The sequence below is a fragment of the Marinobacter sp. L-80 genome (assembly GCF_056859395.1).
The window spans coordinates 20,336-41,174 of sequence record NZ_JBSXOI010000061.1 but is presented as its reverse complement, the minus strand read 5'-3'; the positions used below and the strand labels follow the sequence as shown (position 1 = coordinate 41,174).

Annotated in this window: 18 protein-coding genes and 1 pseudogene; 12 read left to right on the top strand and 7 right to left on the bottom strand. The window is 54.4% G+C overall.

Annotated features, from left to right (window positions below; all coding sequences use genetic code 11):
- Positions 1–122: 122 nt before the first annotated feature.
- The 11 genes from AC13E3_RS08945 to AC13E3_RS08895 all read left to right on the top strand — a co-directional run bounded on the left by AC13E3_RS08945 (position 123) and on the right by AC13E3_RS08895 (position 9,987).
- Positions 123–356 (top strand): hypothetical protein, encoded by a 234-nt coding sequence (locus tag AC13E3_RS08945; protein ID WP_008170356.1) that lies wholly within the window; start codon positions 123–125, stop codon positions 354–356.
- On the top strand, positions 349–1,572 hold the full coding sequence (locus tag AC13E3_RS08940) for a tyrosine-type recombinase/integrase (protein ID WP_039881820.1): 1,224 nt from the start codon (positions 349–351) through the stop codon (positions 1,570–1,572). Before AC13E3_RS08945 ends, AC13E3_RS08940 begins: the two co-directional genes overlap by 8 nt.
- On the top strand, positions 1,559–2,512 hold the full coding sequence (locus AC13E3_RS08935) for a TraI domain-containing protein (protein WP_008170352.1): 954 nt from the start codon (positions 1,559–1,561) through the stop codon (positions 2,510–2,512). The genes AC13E3_RS08940 and AC13E3_RS08935 overlap by 14 nt, the downstream gene beginning before the upstream one ends.
- A 156-nt stretch (positions 2,513–2,668) precedes the next feature.
- Positions 2,669–3,211 carry a YqiA/YcfP family alpha/beta fold hydrolase gene (locus tag AC13E3_RS08930; protein ID WP_039881819.1) on the top strand — a complete coding sequence of 181 codons (543 nt, stop codon included), beginning with the start codon at positions 2,669–2,671 and terminating at the stop codon, positions 3,209–3,211.
- A gap of 304 nt (positions 3,212–3,515) precedes the next feature.
- Positions 3,516–3,959 carry a translesion error-prone DNA polymerase V autoproteolytic subunit gene (gene umuD, locus AC13E3_RS08925; protein ID WP_008170348.1) on the top strand — a complete coding sequence of 148 codons (444 nt, stop codon included), beginning with the start codon at positions 3,516–3,518 and terminating at the stop codon, positions 3,957–3,959.
- The gene (locus AC13E3_RS08920) at positions 3,956–4,711 is read left to right on the top strand and encodes a CLCA_X family protein (protein ID WP_008170346.1); all 756 of its coding nucleotides are present in this window, start codon (positions 3,956–3,958) and stop codon (positions 4,709–4,711) included. Before umuD ends, AC13E3_RS08920 begins: the two co-directional genes overlap by 4 nt.
- Entirely contained in the window at positions 4,708–4,914 is a 207-nt protein-coding gene (locus AC13E3_RS08915) for a Y-family DNA polymerase (protein ID WP_482901926.1), read from the top strand. Before AC13E3_RS08920 ends, AC13E3_RS08915 begins: the two co-directional genes overlap by 4 nt.
- Before the next feature lie 46 nt (positions 4,915–4,960).
- Positions 4,961–6,100 (top strand): tyrosine-type recombinase/integrase, encoded by a 1,140-nt coding sequence (locus tag AC13E3_RS08910; protein ID WP_011784717.1) that lies wholly within the window; start codon positions 4,961–4,963, stop codon positions 6,098–6,100.
- Positions 6,097–7,743: a hypothetical protein gene (locus AC13E3_RS08905; RefSeq protein ID WP_482901925.1), complete on the top strand. Its 1,647-nt coding sequence runs from the start codon at positions 6,097–6,099 to the stop codon at positions 7,741–7,743. Before AC13E3_RS08910 ends, AC13E3_RS08905 begins: the two co-directional genes overlap by 4 nt.
- Complete coding sequence (locus AC13E3_RS08900; protein ID WP_482901924.1) at positions 7,740–9,593, top strand: tyrosine-type recombinase/integrase; 1,854 nt, start codon at positions 7,740–7,742, stop codon at positions 9,591–9,593. Before AC13E3_RS08905 ends, AC13E3_RS08900 begins: the two co-directional genes overlap by 4 nt.
- Positions 9,577–9,987 carry a DUF6262 family protein gene (locus AC13E3_RS08895; RefSeq protein WP_022991563.1) on the top strand — a complete coding sequence of 137 codons (411 nt, stop codon included), beginning with the start codon at positions 9,577–9,579 and terminating at the stop codon, positions 9,985–9,987. Before AC13E3_RS08900 ends, AC13E3_RS08895 begins: the two co-directional genes overlap by 17 nt.
- Positions 9,988–10,452: 465 nt before the next feature.
- Here the strand turns inward: AC13E3_RS08895 and AC13E3_RS08890 are convergent.
- Positions 10,453–10,623, bottom strand: a pseudogene (locus tag AC13E3_RS08890) (integrase core domain-containing protein); the annotation flags it as partial.
- An 80-nt stretch (positions 10,624–10,703) separates the two neighbouring features.
- On the opposite strand from AC13E3_RS08890, the gene AC13E3_RS08885 reads away from it, so the two are divergent.
- Complete coding sequence (locus tag AC13E3_RS08885; RefSeq protein WP_273157874.1) at positions 10,704–11,873, top strand: tetratricopeptide repeat protein; 1,170 nt, start codon at positions 10,704–10,706, stop codon at positions 11,871–11,873.
- 36 nt (positions 11,874–11,909) lie between these two features.
- On the opposite strand, the gene AC13E3_RS08880 is transcribed toward AC13E3_RS08885, so the two are convergent.
- The 6 genes from AC13E3_RS08880 to AC13E3_RS08855 form a co-directional block, all read right to left on the bottom strand.
- Positions 11,910–13,298, bottom strand: a complete 1,389-nt coding sequence (locus tag AC13E3_RS08880) for an SLC13 family permease (RefSeq protein WP_176282942.1) — start codon at positions 13,296–13,298, stop codon at positions 11,910–11,912.
- Positions 13,299–13,322: 24 nt separating this feature from the next.
- Positions 13,323–13,907 (bottom strand): antibiotic biosynthesis monooxygenase, encoded by a 585-nt coding sequence (locus AC13E3_RS08875; protein WP_420195015.1) that lies wholly within the window; start codon positions 13,905–13,907, stop codon positions 13,323–13,325.
- Between the two features lie 123 nt (positions 13,908–14,030).
- Positions 14,031–15,362, bottom strand: a complete 1,332-nt coding sequence (locus AC13E3_RS08870; protein ID WP_273134295.1) for a DUF1329 domain-containing protein — start codon at positions 15,360–15,362, stop codon at positions 14,031–14,033.
- 18 nt (positions 15,363–15,380) lie between these two features.
- The gene (locus AC13E3_RS08865; RefSeq protein WP_420195016.1) at positions 15,381–17,324 is read right to left on the bottom strand and encodes a DUF1302 family protein; all 1,944 of its coding nucleotides are present in this window, start codon (positions 17,322–17,324) and stop codon (positions 15,381–15,383) included.
- Positions 17,325–17,366: 42 nt separating this feature from the next.
- Positions 17,367–19,832: an efflux RND transporter permease subunit gene (locus AC13E3_RS08860; protein WP_482901923.1), complete on the bottom strand. Its 2,466-nt coding sequence runs from the start codon at positions 19,830–19,832 to the stop codon at positions 17,367–17,369.
- A gap of 11 nt (positions 19,833–19,843) precedes the next feature.
- Positions 19,844–20,836, bottom strand: a complete 993-nt coding sequence (locus AC13E3_RS08855; protein WP_482901922.1) for a WD40/YVTN/BNR-like repeat-containing protein — start codon at positions 20,834–20,836, stop codon at positions 19,844–19,846.
- Positions 20,837–20,839: the final 3 nt, after the last annotated feature.

The following is a 20,839-nucleotide window of genomic DNA, read 5'->3' as shown; positions in this document are numbered from 1 at the left end:
GCTCGTTTGATAAAACAAATAATCAAACGCCACTTGCAATTATCGCTATGTGGCGTATATTGGTGATCAAGTGATAACAAAAGTTATCATCTGATCATTGATTGGCGAAAGGAGATGTTCTCATGAACAACACGTACCTGACAACTGAAGAGCTATCAGAGCGTATCAAGTATGACCCCCGGACCATCCGTCAGTGTCTGAAAGACAGCGTCCTGTTGGAGGGTAAACATTATATTCGTCCATTTGGCGGCCGAAAAATCCTCTACATCTGGGAGATCATCGAGGAGGACATGCTCAGCATGGCTCAGAACAATCTGGCCATCCCGATGGCGAGCGGAGGTGTTTGTCATGGCTAAGGTGCGAGCACGAGTCGATACAAAAAAGCTCTTTATCGATTTCCGGTACCAAGGAATACGCTGCAGGGAGCAGACTCTATTGAGTGACACCGCCCGCAACCGTAAACAGCTGGAGACATTGATCCAGCGAATGGAAGCCAAAATGTTGGTCGGGGATTTTGACTACGCCGAGTTCTTTCCGGGAAGCAAAAACCTCAAAAAGCTTGAGGACGCTGGGGTCCTTCCCACAAATGGTGAGGGTGTTCTTGGTCAGTCAGAATCAGATACTCCTCTGTTCACAGACTTCGCTGACCAGTGGTTTCTCGAATCGAAAATCCAGTGGCGGAACTCCCACACGCGTAATGTGGAATCCATTCTGGCTAGCTCTCTGAAGCCAGCTTTCAAAAATAAACGGGTAGGCGAGATTTCCAAGCCAGACATTTTGGCTGCACGTAACAAGATGGCTCGGCGGAAGGGAAGGGGGGCGAGTGGTTTGATGTCGCCCAAGACCATCAACAGCCACATGACCATTCTGCGAATGATTCTGACGGAGGCGGCGGAGCGGTTTGACTTCACGAATCCCTATCTGAATATCAAGCCGCTGAAACAGCAGAAGGTACACATCGAGCCCTTCTCCCTGAATGAGGTAGAAAAGATCCTCGAAACGGTCAGAGAGGATTACCACAACTACTACCTGGTGCGTTTTTACACCGGCATGCGAACGGGGGAGGTTGATGGCCTCAAGTGGGAGTACGTGGATTTCGAAAAGCGGGAAATCCTGGTACGTGAAACACTCATCCACGGCCAAACCGAGTACACAAAAACGGACGGCTCTCAACGGGAAATTCCCATGTTTGGCCCCGTGTACCAGGCACTCAAATCCCAGTACGAGGCCACCGGCAAGTTCAGCAAGTTCGTATTCTGTAACCGGCTGGGAGAGCCACTGGACCACAATAACGTGACCAAGCGTGTTTGGTACCCTTTGTTGGAACACCTCAAGCTGAAGAAACGCCGTCCCTACCAGACCCGGCATACAGCGGCGACGCTACTCCTCGCGTCGGGTGAAAACCCGGAATGGGTCGCCCGCACTCTGGGCCATTCCTCAACGGAAATGCTGTTTAAAGTGTATTCCCGCTATATCCCGAACCTGACTCGCATGGATGGCAGCGCCTTTGAGCGCCTGATTCAGAGTCGGGTCATCGAAAACGATAAGGAGGTAGGTGATGAAACTGAATGATCTACGCCCGTTGATGCAGGAAACTTTTAAAGGCACCTACCGACTGACGGGGCGTGTTGCCTGTTTTGATGATGAAGGCATTCCGTATCTGAAACTTCGGTTGAGCAGCTGTGCCAGCGACATCGTGGTTCTGGCGGTAATTGGTTCTATATTGATTCCAGAGCATTTGGGCCACATGGATCTGGTCGTGGTCAAAGGGCAAGTGTGTGTTGGTGCGGAGGAAAGTGAGATCCTGCTGACCGATATCCGCCGCCCGTTGCAGGCAGACGTTGCCGGCTTGCCTGCACTGCAGACTTTGCCACGGACGTTCTGCCCTAAGCCGGAGGCATTGGATCAGCTGGTTGCTGCGGTACGGTCTTTGCGGTCAGCCCCATTACAGATGTTCATAAAGCGAGTATTGGAGCGCCGTGACAGATTGGAGGTTTTCCTGAAAGCTCCGGCGAGCAGGAATTACCACCACAGTGAGCCCGGCGGTCTGCTGGCTCATTCCCTAGAGGTGGCGAAGAACGTACTGGTCATGACGGAGGCCAATGAACCCGAGATGCCTTGGGAGCTTCAGGAGCTCGGTTTCGTCGCTGGTTTGTTGCACGACATTGGCAAAACCTACACTTATGATACGTGGGGTAAGCCGACAGCAACCGCAAGGTTGTGCGACCACGCCGACCTAACTCTGGAGGCCTGCGCCTACGGTCTGGCTTATCTCGACAGGGTAGACCCTGATGCGGCGCTTGCACTCCGGCACATTTGGACCTGCGCCTCCCCCGGCGCGCGCTACGGTGCCACCCCTGCCATGACGCTTGCCCGCTATGTTCGTGACGCAGATGCCCAGAGTGCCATGGCTGACAATCAGCGGAAGGCCTACCGAAAGCGCCAGCCAATCGGTTTTGGGCGGCTTGGAAGCAACGTGTATTGGCGGCCATCAATCGAAGCTCATGGATGAGGCAGATGAAAACGACAGTGAGGGGTGTGAGCACGTTGCGGCCACACCCCTTTCTTTATCCGGCGGTGCGAGGGGATAGCGCTTGGGCTAGGAAGCAGGCATTTACCCGCCAACGGTGCTAAGGTCAGGAAAAATATAGCGTCCCTAGTGAAGGATATGCCAAAAATCTACTACCTCCATGGCTTCGCCAGCCGCTTCGATATCAACAGCGACAAACTCAAAACGCTCGCCAGGGTTGGTCCTGTCTATGGTCACGACATCGATTACACCCAAGGCTCGGAAGACGTTATCGAAGAGAGCTTGGACAAGCTGATGCAAGTGAACCCGGATCTTCTGGTTGGGACTTCGATGGGAGGATGGCTGGCGGGTATTCTGGGAGCCGAAGCGGGTATTCCGTTTGTTGCCATCAACCCGGTGACGGAGCCTGCCCACGCTCTCAAGTCCTGGATAGGGCCGGGTGTCGATCATCAGGGGCAGGCCTATCAACTGACGGACGAAGTGGTTTCTAGCTACTATCCTTTCACCCACTATGGCAGCGGGTTAGTACTGCTGGATCAGGGGGATGAACTGCTTCCGTGGAACGACACCGTCAGGGAGCTTGGGGGTTATTTTTCGGTACACAGCTTTGAGGGCGGGAGTCACCGGTTTGAGCACATGGAAGAAGCGCTAGAGCTTGTTCGGGAGCATGTGAAGGATTAATGCTACGAGGGGCTGCGTTAACGACAGTGCGACTGTTCCTCACTCGGCTTCGGTGCGACCGAATGTGTCAGAGCGCGACCTAACACGTAACCGGCTGCCACACTCACCAGTGCTGTCACTGGCCCAATCAGGCCTCCCACTAAGCCCCCAACAAACATCAGTACTACGCTTTTCATACAGACTCCTCCCGCCTTCCTGGCAGCTGTATTAGTCCGAGTATAAAACACTGTGCCCAATGATGGGTTGACCCATACGTATTATCTTTCCAAAATACTGTATATTCAAACAGTATTCGGTGTAAAGCATGTCCTGCATTCTGCTTGGTGACTTTGAATCCTTCTCCCGCCTGAACATTCCGATGTTTCTGGAACGGGTCTCGGCTGGCTTCCCATCTCCGGCGGAGGACTACATTGAGAAAACCATCGATCTGAACGAGCTCTGCATCCAGCATCCTGCGGCCACATTCTTCGTGCGTGTTCAGGGAGAGTCCATGATCGAGGCTGGCATCTATCCCGGCGATGTCCTGGTGGTGGACCGGTCGCTGAGAGCCAAGCACGGAGACATCATCATCGCCAGCCTGGAAAGCGAGATGACGGTCAAGCAGTTGCATTTGACGCCACCGCCTGTTCGCCTCCTTCCAAGGAATTCAGCGTACCGGCCTATTACCGTCGAGGGCGATATGGTGATGGAGGTGTTTGGGGTGGTCACCAACGTCATTCGGTCACTCAAGCGGGGAGGCCAGGGATGACACCTGAATCGGCAGTATCCTTTGTCACCGTAAGACGACGGTTCGATTTTCGCAGCATCGAGGTCGGACGCTGGGTGACGCCCCAGGAGCGGGGCCGGGCAGCCGGCCGGTTTTATCAGGCGCTGTGTGATTTGATGACGATCCTGCGAGGACCGGAACCATTGATCTCCCTAAGGAGCACGCTGGGCCTGCAGTATGGCATCGGCGGCCGGCTGGGCGTGGCGGCGCACTATATCCCTGCCACCCGGCAGCTGGCGCTGGCCAAGAACGCCGGTGCAGGTAGCCTCGCTCATGAGTGGTTTCACGCCTTTGATCACTACATGGGTGGCAAAGCTTACCGGAATGCCGGACCGTTCGGCTTTGCCTTCGCCTCCAGTGCCTGGCTGAACAGCGTAAGCAGTAAACCCCACCCACTGAATGAACGGCTAGGCGCCTGCTTCCAGGCCATCATGCTGACGGAGGACGGCACTGCACCCAGCACTTTGTTCAGGGCCTCCCTGATGGCCGATCAGCACTTGAGAACGGTTTATTACACCAAGCCGGAGGAGCTGTGCGCTCGCGCCTTTGAAGCCTTCATTGAAGACAGCCAGCCGCGTAACCGATTTCTGGTAAACGGAACCGTTCACTCTCATGAAGCCAAGGCGGGTCTGTATCCGCAGGGCGAGCATCGCCAGCGGATAAATGACGCCTTTCAGTGTTACTTTGCCGCTCTCGGGGCTGCGTTGTACCGGGAACAGGCCAAAGCCGGATGAAGACAGCCGTATTCGCCTTGGTGGACTGTAATAACTTCTATGCCTCCTGCGAGAAGCTGTTCCGTCCGGATCTGCGTCATACACCGGTTGTGGTGCTGTCCAACAACGACGGCTGCGTCGTCGCCCGTTCCAAAGAAGCCAAGGCGCTGGGGATCAAGATGTTTTGTACCACAGATAATGTAACTTGCCTGTTGCAGTCTTAAACCACCCTTTTATACTGAATAAAAATACAGTATTGGAGATTCGAGGGTGGAGTTCCTTCTTGCTACGTCAGAGTTTGAAATCAGGGGCCACTGCTATGAAGGGTTCCCGATTCTTCTCAAAGCCAATCATGATGTGTTTGTCGAAGGAATGGAATTTCTCGTTCATCACTGCTTAAAACGTGGAAGTGTGCAAAGCCGAGGTAGCTGGGAAACGTTTGGAAGAGATCTGTGTGATTATTTCGAGTTCATCGAAGCCAATGGGTTTGATTGGAGAGAGCTTGATCACCGAAATCACGAAACTCTGTTAGCCCTGTATCGGGACATTTCCTTTGATCGATTTAACCTCAATGCCTCAACCGTCAATCGACGACTTCATCTAGTAATCAAGTTCTATCAATTTGCTCTCAAGCAAGGTTGGGTAAGCACACTGCCTTACGACCTTGAGACAGTGAGAGTGAGGCAGACAAAGGGTTTCCTGACACACACAGATACCTCCGGGGGATATGCAGTAAAGCCGGATGTGCTGCTGAAAACCACGCCAACCAGGATCAAAGTCCTCAACAAAGAGCAGGTCGATGAGCTGCTCAAAACTATCAAGAACAAAACTCTCCGATTGATCGTTCGGTTGGCATTGCTGACGGGTTTGCGAAAAGAAGAGCTGCTGACGTTTCCAGTTACCTCTGTGTCGGCACCTCAGTCGGTCTCGGCCCGGAGTCATGTGAAGGTTGAGCTAGATCCCCAACAGATGAAAACCAAGGGAGACGTTCCACGGACGATCCATGTGCCTATTTCATTGATGGCGGATCTCTGGGATTACCTGATCCACGAACGTCATGAGACGATTAGACAGCGCGGGACGCACCCGAAGACGCTCTTTGTCACGGCAAAGGGAAAACCCTGGAGTATTCGGACCTCACTCAACAATCAACTGAACAGACTGGACTTATCGTTTGCCTGTCATCCCCATGTACTGCGTCATACCTATGCGACACACACCCTGAAATCGCTGATGACCCGCAAAAGCAATACGTTCAATCCGTTGCTCTATGTGAGAGATCGACTGGGGCACAGTAGCATCGTGACCACCGAAAAATACCTGCACTTTCTGGATGATATCGAAGACGATCTGCGCACCAGCTATCAGGAGGAAATTGAGGACACGGCCAGGGAGGTAGCCTGCGCATGAAAAAAGACTTTACGTTGGTGAGCCAGGAAACTGGGGTGCAGGACGCCGGCAAATCCACGAGTGCGGCGAAGGTCAGTATCGTCGATCAGATGATACCCTCAAATCCGGCAAACACCGTGGTTTCTTTTCCCGAAAGTGCCTTCTCTATAAGAACCGCTGACTTCGGGCCGTTTTACGGTCAGGGCTATGACGACATCACTGCGGCCTGTCAAAGTGCGATTGAAAAGCTGGTTGCTGAGAGCTTGGAGACGAAGGGTAACTCCCTGGCGGTTACAACCGTTGTAGGTTACTGGCTGTACGGTTTTCGCAAAGCTACGCCGTTTCTTTCTTTGCTTCATACAGCCAGTGGCAAAAACCTCTCCATGGGGGACCTGAACACCCATACAATCAATCAGTTCGTGCAGTACCTGAGAAACGAGCCCATCGGATACGTCACGCAAAAGAGCTATTACACGAAGGCCATAGCCCTGCTCAGAGCCTGTTATCGTTTCGGCTTTTGGCCGGAAGTGGATATTAAAACGGTGTGGCCAGCCAACCCCTTTCCGAACTCCAACAAGCGTTCCAAAGGTCAGAAAGCGCTCAGCAAGAACGAGAAACGCCGGGTGGTCAAAGCCCTGCGAAAAGAAATGGAACGGATCGTGGCACACTCTGAGCCGCTAGACAGCTACGATCTCGCGGTGGGTGTGCTTTCCATCGCATTGTCTACGGGTATGAATTGTACGCCCATTCTGGAGCTGGTGACGGACTGCGTGCAGCCCCACCCGTTAAAGTCCAACCTTCGGCTTCTGGTGAGCTTTAAGCGCCGTGGAAATGCCACTCAGGTTGTCGCCTTGAGAAAATCCGAGGAAGTGACCGAGATGGCCAGTATCCATTTGTACGCGGCTGATGCCATTGATCTGATCGTTGAGCGAAACGCGAGCATCCGACGCCAGTTCAGTGACCCGAATCGCTTGCTGGTTTATGAATCCACGAGCAAGCGTTACCAGCAGAAACCAGTCCGGCTGACCAAGAATATGCTTACAGAAAGAGTCAACAGGCTCGTTGATGAACACCAGCTCCAGACCGACGATGGAAGGCCGCTCAAACTGAATATTAGTCGATTGAGACAAACGCTCCTGAACCGCGTCTGGGAAATGTCTGGACAAGACCCTTTGGCGGCGGCCAGAACGGGCCGACACACCATCTCAACAGGGAACGCTCATTATTGGGAAGCTCCTCCGGAGGCCGAAACGAATATGCGGTTCTTGGGCGAGGCCCGCGTTCAAGAACTTCTCAGCGCATCCACCATCATCACCAGTGATCGGACCCCCGTGGCGTCCTGCCAAGATGCGCGGCGGGGGCATCGCGCTCCAAAAAACGGTGAGCCCTGTCAGGACTATTTAGGATGCTTCCGGTGCAAGAGCTTTGTCGTCACCGGCGATGACCTCTATCGCCTGTTCAGCTTCTACTGGGCCGCCCTGCGAAACTACGACAGCTTTGGTGGCAAGCGCTGGACCAAATACCTGAAGCAAGTCGTTCGGCTGATCGATGAAGAGATTGCGCCCCACTTTGATGAGACTCAGGTGAACGAGCAGCGCGAAAAAGCGAAGACGAATCCACACCCCTTCTGGCGAGACCTGAGCATGGCGAGGATGGTGATATGAGCATGGTATCCAAGGCAGTGGTGCTGGCCGACCGTCAACGGCTTCGGGAAGCCCTGCCGAGCGGCGAAGGCTTACTCGGCATTGTCACCACCGATCGGGCAGAGGGGGTACTGTATGTGCTGTCTCGCTACGAAGACATGGTTTGGTGGTTACCGAAGACCGGTTGCCCGACAAGTCTCGTGGACTGCAAGCGCAAGTTGGATTTTGCCCGCATCAGATGTAAACAACTCCGGTCCGAATCCAAAGCAGTCATGGCGAGACTGATCTGGGCAAACACGAAGTTAGCGGTCTCTACAGTTTCTGGCCAGTTCATGAAACTTGTGGTTTGGTTGAACTGGCTGCACGACCAGGGTATCCGAAGCCTTGCCCAAGTCACGCCTATGGTTGCAGACCGCTATGTTCAACACGTAAACCAGCTCACCTCACCTAACAGGATCGGTGGGCCTCTGGCTCCTGGCACGAAAGCACAACGACTCCTGGTTGTGGAGACGTGCTGGCGCCACCTGCTGGATACACCAAACGGTTTCGACCACCCCTGGCCCGAGAACTCCGCAAGTGCGCTGGCCAAATTGAAACAAGCAACTAAGCCGAAAACCGACATCATTCCGGAAGAGGTGCTGCACCCCCTCTTCCAACAGTCCGAATCCCTGTTGAGCAGGGCTACCGAGTTGCTGGGACATCGAGACGCGGTGGGCGACTATCAATTACGCTACAAAAACCTATCTGGTCAGATAAAGGAAAAATCTCGCTTCCTGAAAACCCGCGGCTGGGATCTGGGTTTTGGAGCCTTAAACAACGCCCTTCGCGAGCTGCGCGATGGTTGCTTCGTGATCATTCTGGCCACCACCGGCATCCGGGCTCATGAGTTGGGCAACATCAGGCGGGATCACTGGTACAGCGAGGTTCGGGATGGTGAGCGTTTTTACTTCCTCGGCTCGCGCTCGGATAAAACCCATGAGGGCGAAACGTCATGGCTGTGCCCCGAGATCGCCATTCACGCCGTGAAGACGCTCGAACGGCTTTCAGAGCCCTTGCAAATTGAGCTTGAACAGGCGCTGGAACATGCCATAGAAGTCGGTGATTATCAGGAGGTGACTCGCTTACAGGAGTGTTCCGAGTGTGTTGGGCTGACTAGAAGCATGAAAAAGGGTAATCCCATAAGCGTGATCAGTTGGCAATCATTGGATGATCGTCTGAAGAGATTTGCAACAGGCCTAAAGCTTGACTGGAAACTAGCATCGCACCAGTTTCGCCGTACATTTGCGAATTACGTTGTCCATCACAAGCTAGGCGACCTTCGGTACCTGCGAGACCACTTCAAGCACTGGAGCCTGGATATGACCATCTTGTATGTAATGAACGAGGCGCAGGATCTGGAGCTTTATGATGAAATCTATGCCGCATTTGAGGAAAAGCGTCAAGCCATCGTCGGTCACTGGCTGGAGCCGGACACACCGCTCTCCGGTGGCATGGGGGAGCATGTCCGTCAGATGCGAAGCCGTACCGAGAAGACTCGCACCTATAAAGATCGTCGGGAAATGGTTCAGGCCATCAGTGAACTGGTGTACTTGCGGTCCACAGGCATTGCCTGGTGCACCAATGACACCGGCGTAGACTGTGCAGGTGGCCAGTGCGAGAACTGTGAGCACGGTTGCATTGACGATAACCACAAGCCGTTCTGGGAAGGCCTTTACCAGCAACAAATTGAGCTGCGCCAGATCGAGGATCTGGACGCCTCGGGATCGAAGACCGTCGAAAGGACCATGGATCGATGCGAGAAGGTCCTGGCCGATCTCGGCGTAGACATCAACCGCCTCAAGGAGCAATTGGCCGATGTCGAAACCATCTGAGTCAGAGACTCACAAACGAATCCGCATGGCCATCGTGCGACTGGAAAAAGGCCAGCCCAAGTTAGTTGAGAAAGGGCGGAAGGTCTCGGTGGCTGCCGTGGCTGAGGAAGCTGGAGTCAGTCGTGCCCTGATTCACAAAGACTATCCTGACTTGATGGAACGCATCCGGGGCAATGCCAACAAAGCGATCCAGAGCCAGCGTGACGAGAAGCATCTCCAGCTCAAACAGGAGCGCTTCAAGAATCGTCAGCTACGTTCAAAGATCGTGGATCTAACGGAGCAGCGCAATGCACTTGCCTCGAAAAACGCTACCTTGGCACTCGAAAACCGTCGTCTGTTGGCTATTTTAGAGAGTAAAAACGTGACAGTTTTTAGGGGGAAACCGAGTGAGTAGTGCTATACATATTTTGGCCGCCCGGTATTAAACAAAAGCGAACATTCGTGCTGCGCCCTACCAGAGATAATTTCCCCTCCGCAGAATGGCGAAATTTATCCTCTCCAGACGGCTTCCTTTGCCTGAAGAGTTCAATTCGAGTTCTTTCAAACTAGTGCTTATGCCATCTTGTGATTATGCGGTTGATTAAAAATCGCACATAGTAGTTAGGAGTGGCAATAATTCATATCTGAATAATAATTGTAGCCTCCCGGAAGCCCTACCCCGAGAGCATGGAGCAGCTCCTAAAAAGCATTTTTAGTCGGACTTTCAGCTGCAGAATGCACGCAGCAACCTTTCCTAAAACGAACACGGCCTCTCTGCCAACAACCCTAGAACCATCATCAATAGAAAAATGAAGGGAAAACTGATGGATTATGAAACGGACAATTTAGTGATCGGCAGTGGTGTGTAAACATCCCTGTTTTAGTTGCACCGCTGCTTAGAGTTGTCCGCCCGTTGGTGTTTCGCCAGATATTCCCATGGCGTCAGATCTTCCAGTGAATCGTGGGGGCGTTCGTCGTTGTATTCGGCCATCCACGATTCGGTTAGTTGCCGGACTTCGGTGAGATTCCGGAAGACATACATATTCAGTACCGTGATTTCTTCATGTCGTTCTCCGTTTGCCTCATTGTAGGCCGGAGAACTCTAAGGAGACTTATTCAGAGTCTCCCAAGATGTTCCTGGCTGGAGTTGTCTGCTCGGATTGCCACAACCCCCATAGCGGCAACCTGAAGATGGAGGGCAACGGTGTCTGCGCCCAGTGCCACAACGCCGGTGACTACGATACCCCGGATCATCATCACCATCCGCGTAACAGCGCGGGTGCGCAGTGCGTCAGTTGCCACATGCCCGAAGCCTCGTTTATGAGGATCGACAACCGGCGGGAGCACAGCTTCATGGTGCCCCGGCCTGATGTGTCCAAGGCATCCGGCAGCCCGGATGTTTGCCTGGCGTGCCACACGAACCAGGATCGCGCCTGGTCAATGGAAACCGTCGGCAGCTGGTACCCGGATCTTTACCAACCGGATACCTGGCATCACGTTCAGCAACGTAACTTGTCAGAGGTTCTGGCCTATCTGGCCGATGATCATGAGCCTGCCATTCGCCGGGCAACGTTGCTGGAACAGCACGGGCAAGGGCTGGTGGCCCGGCACATGGCGGTCCTGGCAAGCCTGGCAAAGAGCGATCATGCGGTCATCCGCGAAAGCGCCTATCGTGTGCTCAGGCACGGCGACATGAGCCAGTCCTGGGAGCTTGCTGAAAATGGTCTGGCTGATGACTCCCTGGCGGTCAGGCTGGCGGCCTTTGAATCCATGGTGTGGTCCGGCACCCTGCCGGACCCTGAGCGCTGGGGCGAAGTTCAGAGGGAATACGAGCACTACGTTGATATGCAGTCAGACCTGCCCGCGGGCAGCGTGCTCAAAGCCCGATACCTGATGGCAGGGGATTATGTCTACAAGGCAGAGCAACAGCTCAACCGTGCTCTGGGCAAAGACCCAGGCTACGTGCCCGCCACCATCCTGCTGACCGATATTCTCCGTGCCGGCGACCGCAACCTGGAAGCGGTCCGGGCCATTGATCAAACCCTGGAACACAGCCCTGATGAACCCCAACTGATTCACCTGCGGGGGCTGATCCGTATTCGCCTGCAAAACTACCCGGCGGCGCTGGCGGATCTGGAACGGGCCCATCAACTGGTGCCCGGCCAGTGGCTGTTTGGCTACCGGTACGCGGTTGCGCTGTTCCAGCTGGACCAGAAGGACAAAGCCCGGCAAGTGACCCAAGCCTTGTTGCAACAATACCCCGATAACGCACAATTGCGGGCACTGATGAACCACCTGTAGGGACAACCAAAACCGGGGCTGGGGCGCGCTGTCGCCTCAGATCCACCCCAGCCACCTCCACCACAGGTAATCCAGCGGAAACAGAATCACGATGGTGAGGGCGGCCAGTATCAGGCACAACCTGGCGGCATGGCCCATGGGGATGCCGGCCAGGGGCATGGCCATCATCAGGGGCACGGACTGGTAGGTAAAAATGATGGTGGAGAAGCCCAGAACCTGAGTCATCAGCACCGCTTCCAGGCTGAAGCCGGTCATTTCGCTCATGGGGCCAGCCAGGGGGGTGAGCGTTGCCGGAATGCCCGCCAGGGTGGTGACCATCCCGGTCGCGGTCGCCGTGAGTGACAAGGTAAGGAAGTTGGCAAAATCCCGCCCCGGCTCCAATGGCAGCCAGCCCAGCACGTGGCCGCCCAGAATACCGCTGATGTTCTGATGGTTGATCAGCCCGGCAATGCCCAGCAGGCCGGCCACCACCAGAATTGAGCTGATGTTCACTTTCTGGTTGAAGCTCTGTGTAGAGATCATGCCAACACCGGGCATCAGCAGCAGGGTCGCTGCCGCCAGGCCAATCCACGCCGCGGAGATCTGGTGCCAGGTGTCGGTCAGCCAGAACCCGAGGGTCACCAGAAGTATTACCATCAGCCGCGATTCCTTGAAATTGAAAGGCCGGCTTGATCCTGCTTGCGGAACCGGCTTTGGGTTGTCCGGGTACAACCGCACCAACACAACCACCAGCAGGATAGCCTTGAGGATGCCCAGCACCGGAAAGTGCAGCAACAGGTATTCCCCGAACATCGGGCTCCAGCCATGAATCTTCTCGGCAGAGCCAATCATGATCATGTTCGGGACATTGGCGGGCAGAATGGCAAAGGTGGGCAGATGGCTGCCAAAGGCCGCCGCCAGGCCAGCGGCTTTCTGGCCATTGCTGCCAGGCTCAAAGCCACAGCTGTGGGCGATGGTCAGGGCGATGGGAATAAACAGCACAATGCGCCCCACCGAGGAGGGCATCACAAAGCCCAGCAGAATACCGATCACCACGATGCCGGCGATCAACCGGGTATAGCTGGCATCCAGGTGCCGGGTAAACAGGTCTGACACCCGTTGGGCCAGGCCGGTTTCCGAGATGGCAATGCCGATCACCAGCCCGGAAACAATCAGCCAGCAGGCGGTCGAGGTGAGCCCGGAAAACACCACGTCGGCCGGAGCCAGCGACAACAGCATGGCCAGGGTCAGCACCAGCAGGGCGGTGACAAACTCCGGCACCGCGCTTGTGGCAAACAGCACAAGCCCGGCCATCACCAGCAGCGCCGAGAGCCGTTGGGGGCCATCGAACCAACCGGCTGCCGGGCTGAACAGCAACGCTGCAGACAATAACGGAATCAGGGCCAACGCAAGCCACTGAGACCGGTTAACAGGCAGATTGGTCATTGCCGGGTAAGATCCTTCTCGCCGTTAACGGACATCCCGGTTCTTCTTCGGGAACAGCCAGAAGGCAAACCAGCGGGTCATCCGTGGCATCAGCACATAGCTCATCAGCAACATGACTACGATGGTAACTGCCATGGTGCGCAGCAGCAGCGGGATCTGGGCCAGAAGGTCACCGAATAGCACGAAAACGAGCGTAACCGCAGGATACAACGCCAGCCAGCTGACTATGGTCATTTTCCACTTGGGAGGCGGTTTAACCGGGTTCTGTCCGGGCAGGGTAAACCAGGTGATGATTCCTGAAGTCACTTCACGCTCACTGGGTTTTGCCAGCAAAGCTTCAAGTTGTTCAAGGAGCTCAGCTCTTTCCGGAGACTCTTCCCAGGCGGTCAGAGTTTCTCGATCCCTAAACTTGAATATAATCCGGTATTCGGGATCATCCGGTGAGGACGGCCGGAACATGGCAGCTCCGAGGTAACCCGGAAAGTGGGCTGCTCTTTCGGTCATTTGGCTGCTGAGTTGCTCGAATGCGAACTCCTCGCCTTTCCTAACCCGACGTGAAATCACGACAGTGATCGGATGGTTGGAGGTCTGGTTGACCGTCTTTGTCATGATACATTCTCCGTAAGGTGCACAAGCCCGGGAGAGGCTCATGCCGTGATCTCTTTTGCCTGCTCTGAAATTAAAAAGGGGCCCGCAAGAGCGGGCCCAGAGAGAGCGACAACAACGAAGAGATCAGCTTCCCGTTGCGCGCATATGCTGGACGTTGAACATCTGCGGCTTGGAGAGCTCCGGATCAACCTGACCTTTAAACTGTCCGGTTGTGCAATGGCTGGCCTGTACATCGATCATGGTAAAGCTGTCATCGATAGACACGCCGCTGCCCTTGTTCTTGGGCAGGTGATGGTCCGGATGCGCCTGACCAATGGTGAAGGTTTTCCACATGCTGCCCTTGCGGTCATAAGACACCGTGCGCGGGATAGTGAAGGTCTGGGCGTCCATGTAGTGCACCCTTTTTTGCAATGGGTGACTTTCATCAACAGGAACAGCCTCTACTTCGTAAACCTTACGCAGCTGCCAGGTGATTTCCGGGAAACAGCCACCCTGGCCACCAAAGGCAACAACCTGGTAGCCATCGTCGTCCTGGTGAGTCTCTGTATCGAGCTTCATGTCATTGTGGTTATAGAAGGGCATCAGCATTTGACGGGTCCCTTTATAGGTCCAGTTCATGTCTGAAATGCGACCGTTATAACCTTCAAAGTCCTCGATCATCAGATCGGAACCCAGGAACGCATCGGTAACCTGACCGGTAGCCAGACGGCGTACACGACGCTGGAAGCCCAGATACAGCCATGAATTGTCCCGCTTGAGGTCGTCGGAAGCGCGGTGGATCAACAGCTGGGTGTTGCGAACATCAGCCGGATCCAAAGCTTGCACGTAGGTAGCGCGGAACAGGTCAGACGGGTTTGGCGTAATCTCTGGTACTGGTTCCTGGTTCACTCGGCCCTTGAAGTTCAGGAAATGGAAATTGAACTTGATGGTACGTTCCACCTTGCCGGAATCCATATCCCGATACTTCCAGTAGAACGGATAAACGGCAGCACTATCACCCCAGTTGTAGCCATATTTATAGTTCCATGCGAGTTTTTCACCGGCCCGGGGGTCACTTTCATCCGGTTCCTCAGGGAATGGTCTGCCAGCCTGCCATCCGTTGATCTCACCGAGCTGGTCGCCCAGGGATACCTTACCCAGAGAATCACGAGTGGCATTTACGTAGCCTTCATTCAGGCCAAAAGAAGTGGTATCGCCTACGGTGATCGATGTCCAGCCATTTTCGATAAAGGTGTAGAAGGCAGGGTCGATGACATCCTTGAACTGGGCCACGTTGGACTGGTCGATGGTCATGCCAACATTGAGGCCCGCATGGTTCGGAACCTCGTTCTCATAGGGAAAGAAGGAGTTCTGAATAACATCCTCGTTTGCCTGCACCTGAGTGGCAAACATGCCAGCAGCAAGACCAGCTGCGAGGCACCGTGACAGTATTGTCGGTTTTGTTGTTGGTTTCATGTTTTTATCCTCTTGTTATCAGAAGCTGTAACGGGCAGTCAGCTGGATTTCGTCTTCTTTCTGGGCCATACCGATGGGGCCGGACTTGAAGCGAGCGAGAGGTTCATAGCTGCCGACGCCGGCAGATTCACCCGGTTGTTGGCCCACAACGCCAGGTGTTTGGGTGAACGGATCCCAGGGGTTGCATGAACGACAGTCGTCGAATTTCCGGGCTCCGGTCCCCACTTTGAAATTCCCGCCCAAAGTGAGCTTGAAATTGTCATTGACCAGCCAGTCCACAGACGGCGCAATAGCGGTAGCTTGCGCTCGGAAGTCATGTGCTGTGATGATTTTCGGGGTCAGGCGACCATTCATGTAGAACCCTTGCATTAACAAGGTGGCGGTCCAGTTGTGTTCATAATCTGGAATGCCAGCTTCGCCGTAGGTTCTCTGCTCACGTTCGTGGTCCAGAATGTGCTGCCCGAAAATCTGTCCGGAGAACAGGAAGGCCTGGCTTTCGTTCAGGGCCGGGATGAAGATGTTTTTGTCCGCGCCGATTACGTAACGGAGTACATCTGATTCGGAATAGAGCTCTTTGCGAAGGGTATTGGCAAATTCCTCACCCGAGGTGTAAGCCGTTTCTACGCGGAATACCGTGTCAATTCCCTGAGAGTAATAGTCCAGAGAGCCACCAACGAGATTCACGCGCGGGAAGTGGATGTCGAAAGCGATCAGGCTCGGCCAGACAGCAGTCTCTCCGGTGAACCCATTGGTTGCAGGAATGCCCCCTCTGAGAGAGGGCAATTGGGAGCGATAGGTCAGGGCATTGAGAGAGAATCCAAGATCGCCATAAACCCCTTCAAGCTTCAGGCCCAGCTGAGTATTTGACAGGCTCCAGCTCGGCATGTGTGCCTTGCGGATACCGATCTGGCCGGGTCCGAAGTCTGTTGCGAGGCCCCCGTCAGGAGTAGCCCCCGCGAAGTTTGCCACGGTTCCACCATTTTCCCAGAGGTTGTTCATGCCCCGGAAGAAACAGCCGGCATCCAGCATCACGTTTGGTTGGCCGCACTGGCCAATGTCATGGGGGCGGAACTTGTCGAAGTTCCACACCACCTGAAAGTTCAGGTCATCAAATGCCAGACCGTCGAACACTTCGGTGGGGCCCATGCGGTAGTCAGTCCGCAGTATCCACATGGGAATCCGGATATCTTCCAGTTCGTCGTAGATGTTGTTCCGGGAGTAATCCACCGGGTTGATGACATCGAGTACCCGGAACAGGTCCGTTCTGCCCCAGATAACCTGCTGTTTACCCAGTCGTGTACTCAGGATGTTGCCGTTATCGAAGTTAATATCGAAGTCGGCATAGAGTTCCCGGATGAAGTCGGCGCGATCGTTGAACTCCTGGAATCTCAGGTCGTTGGAGTCTTTGTCCAGATACCCGTTGATACAGCCGCGGTCGTCTTTGTCACAAGGGCGCACCGGAACGCCGAAGGCGACACCGTTGTTCTGTGAATGCAAATGCTCCCCCAGAACCACCATGCCATCATTGGGGTTCTGGCTAACATCAAAGCCAAAAGCGTTACCAGGGGGCAAAGGAATAGCACTTGCAGGACTGCCAGCACCACTTCCATGCGGAACAGTGCCTTGAGGTAGATCTTGTAACTGAACCGGACCCCCTGCGTTTCGTCCATACTCATCATCATTCAGATCATAAACTCCGTCATAACTTCCCCGGAGTGTGGCGTTGAAGCCCACATTGCTAAAAATTCCCACATCACCGGCTTTTTTCTCCAGCTCTAGTTGCAAGGTATTGCGGAATTTCGAAAGCCCCACGCCTTCTCGGCCGTAGGTGGCGTTTTCAACGTAACCGTTAACGCGGGTATCTTCTGCCGCTACGGTTGTGGTCAATGGAGTCAGCGCCAGGCAGGCACCACCCGCAAGGGTGTAGCACCAGAACCTCAGGCCTTTTGTTTTTATTTGCATGGCTTGTCCTCGTTACAGGTTTTTTTGGAGTTTCGTACCGGTTTACGCCCGGTACGGTTCTCCTGGCACAAATCCGTCCTCCTGCTTCCTGGCGGGAGCAGCAGCCGGAGTTGATTTCGGTTTTCTGTGTTCGGAATGCAGAATGCCGTCTTCATCTGCGTAGACGTCGGTGATAAAGCGTGGCTTGAAGACCAGCACCCATGAGGGCACCAGAAGCATTGCGGCAAGACCGTTGATGATGATCATTACGCACAGCAATAACGCGGCATCGGACTGGAAACGCAGGTCAGAGAAGATCACCCACATGATGATTCCTGCCATCAGTGTCAGTGCGGTGAAGCTGATTGCCATGCCGGTTGTAGAAATAGAACGCTGCACAGCTTCCCGGAGGTTCTGAAACTTGGCCATTTCTTCCCGGATGCGATCCATCATGTAGATGGAGTAATCAATACCGACACCTATGCCCACGGCGATTACCGGCACCGTGTTGATGTCGATACTCAGGCTGTTCAGGCCCATATAAGCGTAGGTCATGGTGGTGGCAAACAGCATAGCCATCAACATCATGAGGCCGGCGTGCCATGAGGTGTAGAACAGCATGACGAAAGCGAAGATCAGCAGGAATACAAGCGGCAGAACGATTACATTGGTCTCGAATGCTGATTCGTTCATTGCGGCCGCTACACCCAGGGTGCCCCCGGCTAGCCGAATGGTCAGTCCTTCTACGCTATCGCCATTCTCTGCAATCCATTCCTTTGCCATGTGAATGGCGCGGCGAATGGTTTCGCCCTGGCGGTCCTTGTAATAGAACACCAGGTTGGCAACACGGTCGTCGGTATCGTTGAACTCGTCCAGGGCACCGGGAACCGGGCTGGAAGCCATGTAGGTGAACATCAGGCCGCCCACGTAGCCGGCATCGTGGGGAATCTGGTACCAGCGGGGGTCGTCGTTGTGCATCAGGCGGTTAACCTGCTTGATCAGGTCTGGCAGTCCCTTGGCGCCACCTACCTCCGGGTCAGTCAGCATATGGGTCTGAAAGTCGGCCAACGCTGTCAGTACCTCCGGACGTTTCAGCCCTCCTTTTTCATCGGTTTCAGCAACGATATAAAGTTCTTCTGATCCAGGGAAACGCTCGTTCACGATCCGGGACGAGACGTTGTAGTCATGATCGGGATAGAGAATTGGAGAACCGGGCTCGGAGTCGCCAATCTGGACATTGGATGCAGCCAGGAGTCCGCCGAGCATCGCAATGGCGCCTACGGCCAGGATGACTCGGGCAGAACCCGGTTTGGTGACCATGCGTGAACTGGTGCTGCCGATATGGCGCAATACAGTTTCCCGGATTTTCGGGTTCTTGGGTGTTGGCAGGATGGAGAGCAGCAGCGGTACACCAATCAGAACGGTAAATACCACGGTGATAGCCCACAGGGAGGCATAGATGCCAAGGTGGGTGTTGAGAGGGATGGAGCCAATGGCGATAAGGGATAGACCGATGGCGTCAGACACCACTCCTAGTGATCCTGGACGGAATAGGCTGTCAAACGTTGCCTTAGCAGCTTTCGGGCCGTTACCCAGTTCCTGGGTTTCGGCATAATAGCGCTCAACCAACTGAACCCCGTGGCTCATGGCTCGCGCAGCAATCAAAAAGGGGATTACCAGGCCGAGAGGGTCAAGGTTGTAACCCAGGAAACTGATAATCCCAAGCCCCCATATTGTGGAGACAAGAACGCCGCCTAGGGGGATGAGCACACCGTACGCTTTACGGAAGTGGAAGATGAGCAGCGCTAGCATGGCGAGCACAGTGAACACAAAAATTTGCAGGATCTGATCCATATAGGTGTAGGCCCAACCCACTAATACCGGCTGGCCTGTGGCATAGATGGTAACGCCTTCCGATGCCTCTTCAGCTCGCAGTTCCTGGAGTTGGGCAAACGTTGTTTCATAATCTAGTTTGCCTTCGATCAGCTGCGCTTTGACCAGCGCCATCTTCAAGTCGGGTGACACGAGAGGCCCATAGACCCGCGGGTTTGCTGCAACATCAGCGCGCATGGATTCCAGTTCATCGGAGGAATACAGACCGCGAGTGGAGTCGTAGTAGGGCTCGGAGTTAATACTACCTACTTCGGTGAGCCATACTTTTCGGGAGTTTCGATGGGTGACACTGGATACCAGGTTGTGGTTTACACCCGGCAGGCTATCGACGGCCTGAGTAATTCGATCGATGCGAGCGAGATTTTCATTCGTGAAAATGTCGCCTTCGTCAAACTCAACCCCTACCACCAAAACATTAGCACCACCGAAACTGTCTTTGATGGAGTTGTGCAGTTCAATGTAGGGGTGTTGTTGGGGCAGCAGGTCAGCAAAGTCGGTAAATATTTTCAAACCGGGAATTCGCAGGGCGAAAACCAGGGTCAGAATAGCAATCAGTGAAAGCACCTTGCGTGGGTTGTTGAATATCCACACTTCCAGCAGGTGCATCAGGTGCGTGAAGCGATGCAGTTTGGACATGGTCAGTTACCTCAGTCTGTGCTGGCGGCAAGGGCCGTTTGGGGTTTAATGTCGAATAGCAGGCCTCGGCCTCCGGCTACGAGAAGACGCTGGTCAGGCAGAGCCAGCCCGGCCCTGAGGTAGAGCGGCTGTTCGGATTCGGAGATCTTGTTCCAGGTATCTTGCTGCAGTTGCAGTACAGTGGCGTTGTCTGCCAACGCATAAAGGCTGGTGTCTCCAGCTATGAAACCGAAGATCGGAGCATTGGTTGCTGTCGACATCTGTTCCCAGTTCTGACCGCCGTCGTTGGTCTGGTAGATGAAGCCGTTAAGGCCGCCTATCCAACCGTTATCGGCGTCCTTGAAGTAACTGGTGTGAATGTAGAATTCGTCAGGGGCATTCCCGGCAATATCCCAATTCTCACCACCATCTTCGCTCTTCAGAACAAGCCCGTATTCGCCAGTTGCAATGGCCTGATCTTGGTTGATGAATTGGAGGTTATTGATGATGGCATCTTCGTAAAGGGAAGCCTCGCTCCATGATTCGCCCTGGTCTGCACTGTGCTGAACCGTTGTGAAGCTCCCTGCAGTTACCCACTTGCCATCAGGCGAGCAGGCAACAGTCATCATCTGCTCCTGGCTGGGGAGGGCATTTTTTACCCAGTTTTGGGCGGACGCATCGCCATGCCACAGGTTATTGTCAAAGCTAAGCGCAATGAAGCTTTGATCAGGACACGATGTAATCGACAGGAAGCTGTTACCGGTGATTTCAGGATGCCGTTTCCAGCTCTTTCCTTGATCACTGCTGGAGAGAAGAACGCCATCGTTGCCAGCAACAACAATAGTGTTCCGGTTGCTGGCCATGGCCTGATAGAAATCGGTTCTTTTGGTGGGCTGATTCTCAATGCTTCTGACCGCTTCAAGGTTGAGCGGGGCTTCGCATCCTGTCAGCAATAGTGTAGTGGCGCTAGTAAACACCAGTGCAACGCCGGAGGCGCGCACAGAGCGCATAGGGGCTTCTTGCATTGT

Excerpts from the sequence above, each read along its gene's own strand:
- AC13E3_RS08945 (WP_008170356.1), top strand. The coding sequence starts at position 123 with ATGAACAACACGTACCTGACAACTGAAGAGCTATCAGAGCGTATCAAG.
- AC13E3_RS08940 (WP_039881820.1), top strand. The coding sequence starts at position 349 with ATGGCTAAGGTGCGAGCACGAGTCGATACAAAAAAGCTCTTTATCGAT.
- AC13E3_RS08935 (WP_008170352.1), top strand. The coding sequence starts at position 1,559 with ATGAAACTGAATGATCTACGCCCGTTGATGCAGGAAACTTTTAAAGGC.
- AC13E3_RS08930 (WP_039881819.1), top strand. The coding sequence starts at position 2,669 with ATGCCAAAAATCTACTACCTCCATGGCTTCGCCAGCCGCTTCGATATC.
- umuD (WP_008170348.1), top strand. The coding sequence starts at position 3,516 with ATGTCCTGCATTCTGCTTGGTGACTTTGAATCCTTCTCCCGCCTGAAC.
- AC13E3_RS08920 (WP_008170346.1), top strand. The coding sequence starts at position 3,956 with ATGACACCTGAATCGGCAGTATCCTTTGTCACCGTAAGACGACGGTTC.
- AC13E3_RS08915 (WP_482901926.1), top strand. The coding sequence starts at position 4,708 with ATGAAGACAGCCGTATTCGCCTTGGTGGACTGTAATAACTTCTATGCC.
- AC13E3_RS08905 (WP_482901925.1), top strand. The coding sequence starts at position 6,097 with ATGAAAAAAGACTTTACGTTGGTGAGCCAGGAAACTGGGGTGCAGGAC.
- AC13E3_RS08900 (WP_482901924.1), top strand. The coding sequence starts at position 7,740 with ATGAGCATGGTATCCAAGGCAGTGGTGCTGGCCGACCGTCAACGGCTT.
- AC13E3_RS08895 (WP_022991563.1), top strand. The coding sequence starts at position 9,577 with ATGTCGAAACCATCTGAGTCAGAGACTCACAAACGAATCCGCATGGCC.
- AC13E3_RS08885 (WP_273157874.1), top strand. The coding sequence starts at position 10,704 with ATGTTCCTGGCTGGAGTTGTCTGCTCGGATTGCCACAACCCCCATAGC.
- AC13E3_RS08880 (WP_176282942.1), bottom strand. The coding sequence starts at position 13,298 with ATGACCAATCTGCCTGTTAACCGGTCTCAGTGGCTTGCGTTGGCCCTG.
- AC13E3_RS08875 (WP_420195015.1), bottom strand. The coding sequence starts at position 13,907 with ATGACAAAGACGGTCAACCAGACCTCCAACCATCCGATCACTGTCGTG.
- AC13E3_RS08870 (WP_273134295.1), bottom strand. The coding sequence starts at position 15,362 with ATGAAACCAACAACAAAACCGACAATACTGTCACGGTGCCTCGCAGCT.
- AC13E3_RS08865 (WP_420195016.1), bottom strand. The coding sequence starts at position 17,324 with ATGCAAATAAAAACAAAAGGCCTGAGGTTCTGGTGCTACACCCTTGCG.
- AC13E3_RS08860 (WP_482901923.1), bottom strand. The coding sequence starts at position 19,832 with ATGTCCAAACTGCATCGCTTCACGCACCTGATGCACCTGCTGGAAGTG.
- AC13E3_RS08855 (WP_482901922.1), bottom strand. The coding sequence starts at position 20,836 with ATGCAAGAAGCCCCTATGCGCTCTGTGCGCGCCTCCGGCGTTGCACTG.